Here is a 5927-nt window from a genome sequence, read left to right as displayed (position 1 = left end):
CACCACCACCCGCCACACCAGAACGACTGGACAACAACAAACGACGCACCCCACACGACCGCACCAAATGCCGAGCCAACACACCACCCAAACCACCCGTCCCACCCGTCACCCACACCGTCCCGTCGGGGTGCCAGCTGCGGGGCAGGGTGAGCACGAGCTTGCCGGTGTGCTTGGCCATGCTCATGTACCGGAAGGCGTCCTTGGCGTGCCGAACGTCCCAGGTGCGGACGGGGAGGGGCCGCAGGGCGCCGGTGCGGAAGAGCTCCATCAGCTCGGCCAGCATGGTGCCGATGGTCTCCGGCGCCACCCAGGCGAGGTCGAAGGACTGGTAGGACAGGCCGTCCGGGATCGTGTCGGCCTCGCGGATGTCGGTCTTGCCCATCTCCAGGAACCGTCCGCCGGTGCCGAGCAGCCCCATCGAGGCGTCGACGAACTCACCGGCGAGGGAGTTGAGGACGACGTCAAGGCCGCCATCCCCGGCGGTCCCGGCGAAGGCGGTGGCGAAGTCGAGGGTCCGGGACGAGGCGAGGTGGTCCTCGGCCACGCCGAGCCCCCGCAACACCTCCCACTTGCCTTCACTCGCCGTCGCGAACACCTCGGCACCGAAATGGCGGGCGATCTGCACCGCGGCCATACCGACGCCACCGGCACCGGCATGCACCAGCACCTTCTCCCCCGCCCGCAACCCGCCCAACTCCGTCAGCGCGTAATAGGCCGTCAGGAACACCAACGGAACGGAGGCGCCCGTCTCCCAGGACCAGTCATCGGGCAGGTGGGTGAGGCGGCGGGCGTCGTCCACGGCGAGGGACCCGAAGCTGCCGGTGATCATGCCCATGACGCGGTCGCCCGGAGCGAAACCGGTGACCTGCGGCCCGACCTCGACGACCACACCGGCCGCCTCCGAACCGAACAGCCCGGCGTCACCCGGATACATGCCGAGCGCGTTCAGCACGTCCCGGAAGTTCAGGCCCGCGGCCCGGACCTCGATGCGGACCTCGTGGCCGGTCAGCGGAGCCAGCGCCGCCGGGTACGGGGTGAGGGCGAGGCCGTTGAGACTGCCCTTGGCCGTGCTGTCGAGTCGCCAGGCACGTTCGGCCGGCGGGGTGAGCGCGGCGTCCGCACCGACGCGGGCCAGGCGACCGGCGAGCACGCTGCCGTCGCGCAGCGTGAGCTGCGGTTCCTCGGTGTGCAGCGCCCGGGCCAGCAGGCGTCCCCGGTCGGCGGCAGCGGCACTGCGGTCGTGCGTGCCGGCCGGGGCGGGGTCGCGGTCGATGAGGACGAAGGCGCCCGGCGTCTCGGACTGGGCGGAGCGGATCAGGCCCCAGACCGCGGCGGCGCCCAGGTCCGTGACGTCGGCGTCACCGGCGGCCACCGCGCCGGTCGTGACGAACACCAGGCGGGAGCCGGCGAAGCGTTCTTGTCCGAGCCATTCCTGGACGAGTGCGAGGGCGGCGGCGGTCAGGGCGTGGGCGGCCTCGACCGGGGAAGCGGTTCCGGTTCCCGTTGCGGTTCCGGAGGCGGTGTCCGTCGTGGTGACGCTTCCGGCGGCGGTTGCGGTTGAGGTGAGGGGGACCAGGACCGTGTTCGGGACCTGCGCGTCGTCCGCGGCGAGGGCGGCCAGGTCGGGGTGCGTGGTGGTGCGGATCCCGGCGGCGGTGAGGTCGGTTGCCAGGCCGGCGTCGCCCGTCCCGATGAGCGCGACGGCGGCCGGCTCGCGAAGGGCGTCCTGGGTTCCTTGGCCGTCGTGCGTCGCCGGGCCGGCAGCGCCCTCGGCCACCGGCGTCCAGTCCAGGGTGAACAGGGCGTCCCGGACGAGGCCCGTGGCGCCGGTCAACTGGGCGCCGGACACGCGGCGGGACACGAGGTTGTCGATGACGGCGACGAGCCGGCCGGTGGTGTCGGCGACGGCGAGGGCCACGGACCGCCCGTCGTCGCCCGTCGGGGTCAGCCGGACGCGCAGTGCCGTGGCGCCCGTGGCGTGGAGGGTGGCGCCCTCCCAGGAGAACGGGAGTCCCCCGTTGCTCTCGTCTCCGTCGTGGGCGACGAGGGCGGCGTGCAGGGCTGCGTCCAGGAGTGCGGGGTGCAGACCGAAGTCGGCCGCGGCGTCCCCGGCGGCATCCGGCAGGGCCACCTCGGCGTAAACCACGTCACCGGCGCGCCAGGCGGCACGCAGGCCCTGGAAGACCGGTCCGTAGCCGAAACCGAGCGCGGTGAAGCGGGCGTAGCAGTCGGCCGTGTCGAGGGGGGCGGCGTCGGCCGGCGGCCAGGCCGTGGCGTCGAAGGGTGAGCCGGCGGGGGTGGCACCGCTGGTGGTCGTCAGGGTGCCGGTGGCGTGGGCGGTCCAGGACGCGTCGGTCGCGTGCTCGGGCCGGGAGTGCACGGTGACGGTGCGGCGGCCGGCGTCGTCGGCGACGCCGACCCGGACCTGGGTCCGCACGGCCCCGCGTTCGGGAAGGGCCAGCGGCGCGGCCAGGGTCAGTTCCTCGACGCGGTCACAACCGACCTCGTCGCCCGCCCGGAACGCCAACTCCAGCAGGGCGGTCCCCGGGAGCAGTGCCTGGCCCATCACGGTGTGGTCGGCCAGCCACGGATGCGTCTGCAGCGACAGCCGCCCGGTGAACAACACCCCCTCGTCGTCGGCGAGTTCGACCGAACCGTTGAGCAGCGGGTGTTCGGCGGCGGTGACGCCGACGGCCGCGGCGTGCGCGGTGGACGGGGTGCCGGTGGGCCAGTAGGTGACGTGTTGGAAGGCGTACGTCGGCAGGTCGACGCGGGCGGCGCCGGTGCCGGCGAAGAACGCCGACCAGTCGATGCGAGCCCCTGCCACGTGGAGGTGAGCGAGTGCGCTGAGTGCGGCGGTCTCTTCGTCCCGGTCCTTGCGGAGGACCGGGACGGTGACGATGTCGGCGCCGGAATCGGCCTCGGTGTCAGTATCGGTGTCGGGGTCGGTGTCGGGGTCGGCGGTCAGCGTTTGCTGGGTCAGCGCGGAGAGGACGCCGTCCGGGCCGAGTTCCAGGAAGGTGGTGGCGCCGTGGTCGGCGAGGGTACGGACGCCGTCGGCGAAACGGACCGCCTCGCGGACGTGCCGCACCCAGTACTCGGCCGAGCCCAGTTCTTCAGACGAGGCCAGTTCACCCGTCAGGTTCGACACCACGGGGAGGGACGGCGCCGCGTAGGAAAGGCCCTCCGCGACGGTGCGGAAGTCGTCCAACATCGGCTCCATCAGCGGCGAGTGGAACGCGTGCGAAACCCGCAACCGGGTCGTCTTCCGACCGTCCGCCGCGAGCCGCTCCGCCGCGGCCAGGACCGCGCTCTCACTACCGGAGAGGACGACGGAGGTGGGCCCGTTGATCGCGGCAATCGCCAGGTCGTCCGTAAGGTGCGGGAGGACCTCGTCCTCCGTGGCCTGGACGGCGATCATCGCACCGCCCGACGGAAGCGCCTGCATCAACCGAGCACGAGCCGCCACCAAACGGCACGCATCCGCCAACGACAACACACCCGCGACATGCGCCGCCGCAATCTCACCGATCGAGTGACCGGCCACAAAATCCGGCCGCACACCCCAACTCTCCACCAACCGGAACAGGGCGACTTCCACAGCGAACAACGCCGGCTGCGCCCAACCCGTCTCATTCAACCGATCGGCATCATCACCCCACATCACCTCCCGCAACCCGACCTGCCCGGACAGTTCAGCATCCAGACCGTCAACGACCTCGTTCAACGCCTCCGCGAACACCGGGAACCGGCCGTACAACTCGCTTCCCATACCGAGGCTTTGGGATCCCTGCCCCGAGAAGAGGATCGCGTGACGCCCCGCACGGGCATGACCGACGACGGCGGCAGCGTCTGGGGCACCGGTAGCGATCGCCGTCAGCGTGCGGGCCGCATCGGCGTGGTCGGTCGCCAGTACCACCGCGCGGTGGTCGAACGCCGAGCGCGTCGTGGCCAATGAGTATCCGAGGTCGAGCGGGCGCAGGCCGGGCTCCTCGCTCAGGGTGAGTAGGAGGCGTTCGGCCTGGTCACGCAGTGCCTCGGGCGATTTTCCGGACAGCGGTAGCGGGACGACACCGGGCTCGGACTCGCTCGGCGCGCCGTCCGCGGGCTCGACGGGTGCCGGGTGTTCGAGGATGACGTGGGCGTTGGTGCCGCTGATCCCGAATGAGGAGACACCGGCGCGCCGGGCCCGGCCCGTCTCCGGCCACGCCGTCTCGTCCGTCAGCAGCTCGACCGCTCCGGTGCTCCAGTCCACGTGCGAGGACGGGGCGTCGACGTGCAGCGTCCGCGGCACCACACCATGCCGCATCGCCAACACCATCTTGATGACGCCCGCGACACCGGCCGCGGCCTGCGTGTGACCGATGTTGGACTTCACCGAACCCAACAGCAACGGACGTTCAACGGCACGGTCCTGCCCATAAGTGGCCAGCAGCGCCTGGGCCTCGATCGGGTCACCGAGCGTCGTACCGGTACCGTGCGCCTCGACCACGTCGACATCACCGGCAGAGAGACCACCGCTGGCCAACGCCTGGCGGATCACCCGCTGTTGGGACGGACCGTTGGGCGCCGTCAGGCCGTTCGAGGCACCATCCTGATTGACCGCCGAACCGCGCACCACCGCCAGGATCTCGTGACCGTTGCGGACCGCGTCCGACTGACGCTCCAGCACCAGCATGCCGACGCCCTCGGACCAGCCGACACCGTCCGCCGCCTCGGCGAACGCCTTGGAACGGCCGTCGGGGGCCAGACCCCGCTGCCGCGAGAACTCCACGAACGTACTGGGCGTGGACATCACCGTCACACCACCGGCCAACGCCAACGAGCACTCCCCCGCCCGCAACGCCTGCGCCGCCCAGTGCAACGCCACCAACGACGACGAACACGCCGTGTCCACCGTCACCGCCGGACCTTCGAGACCCAGACTGTACGAAACCCGGCCGGAAGCGACGCTGCCGGCGCTGCCCTGGCCCTGGAACCCCTCGAACTCCTTACCTCCGAGGATGCTCCCGTAGTCCCCGTACATGACACCGGCGAAGACGCCTGTCGCGCTGCCCCGCAGGCTCAACGGGTCGATGCCGGCCCGCTCGACCGCCTCCCAGGACGATTCCAGAAGCAACCGCTGCTGCGAATCGGTCGCCAACGCCTCCCGCGGACTCATCCCGAAGAAACCAGGATCAAACTCCCCCGCCTCATGCAGGAAACCGCCAGAGCGGGTGTAGGACGTACCGAGGTGGTCGGGATCGGGGTGGTAGAGGGACTCGACGTCCCAGCCACGGTTGGTCGGGAAGTCACCGATCGCATCAGCGCCCTCACCCACCAGACGCCACAGGTCCTCCGGAGACCCCACCCCACCCGGATACCGGCAGGCCATCCCCACCACCACGACCGGATCATCCGCCAACGACACCAGTCCCGGAACCACCTCCCGCACCTCAGCCTCCACAGAACCGAACAACTCGGTCTGCAAGTGATCGGCCAGGGCGGTCAGGGTGGGGTGGTCGAAGACCATGGTGGCCGAGAGGTGCAGGCCGGTGGCGGTGCGCAGGCGGTTGCGGAGTTCGACGGCCGTCAGGGAGTCGAAACCCAGGTCCCGGAAGGCGCGTTCGGGGTCGATGGCGTCGCCGTCGGTGTGGCCGAGGACGAGCGCGGCGCTGCTGCGGACGAGGGCGAGCAGTGCGTCGTGTCGTTGGGCGTGGTCGAGTGGGGCGAGTCGTTGGGCGAGTCCGGTGTCCGCGCCGGGGGCGAGGGCGGTGGTCGCTGCGGTGCGGCGGACGGGTGCCTTGACCAGGCCGCAGAGGACGGGCGGGACGGTGGGCTGATTGCGCAGCGCCGTCACATCCAGACGCACCGGCACCAGAGCCGAACCACCCGTCGCCAAGGCAGCGTCGAACAACGCCAACCCCTGCTCCACCCCCAACAAC

1 protein-coding gene is annotated in these 5927 nt (G+C 71.3%); it reads right to left on the bottom strand.

Going from position 1 to position 5927, the window contains the following annotated elements; genetic code table 11:
• The coding region (locus tag ACLJT4_RS42040) for a beta-ketoacyl synthase N-terminal-like domain-containing protein (protein ID WP_411130419.1) at positions 1-5927 on the bottom strand (5927 nt) is incomplete at both ends.

Source organism: Streptomyces sp. x-19 (assembly GCF_046549115.1).
Classification (GTDB): Bacteria; Actinomycetota; Actinomycetes; order Streptomycetales; family Streptomycetaceae; genus Streptomyces; species Streptomyces albulus_C.
Note: the sequence above shows the minus strand (reverse complement) of the source record. Positions and strands in the feature narration are given on the sequence as shown.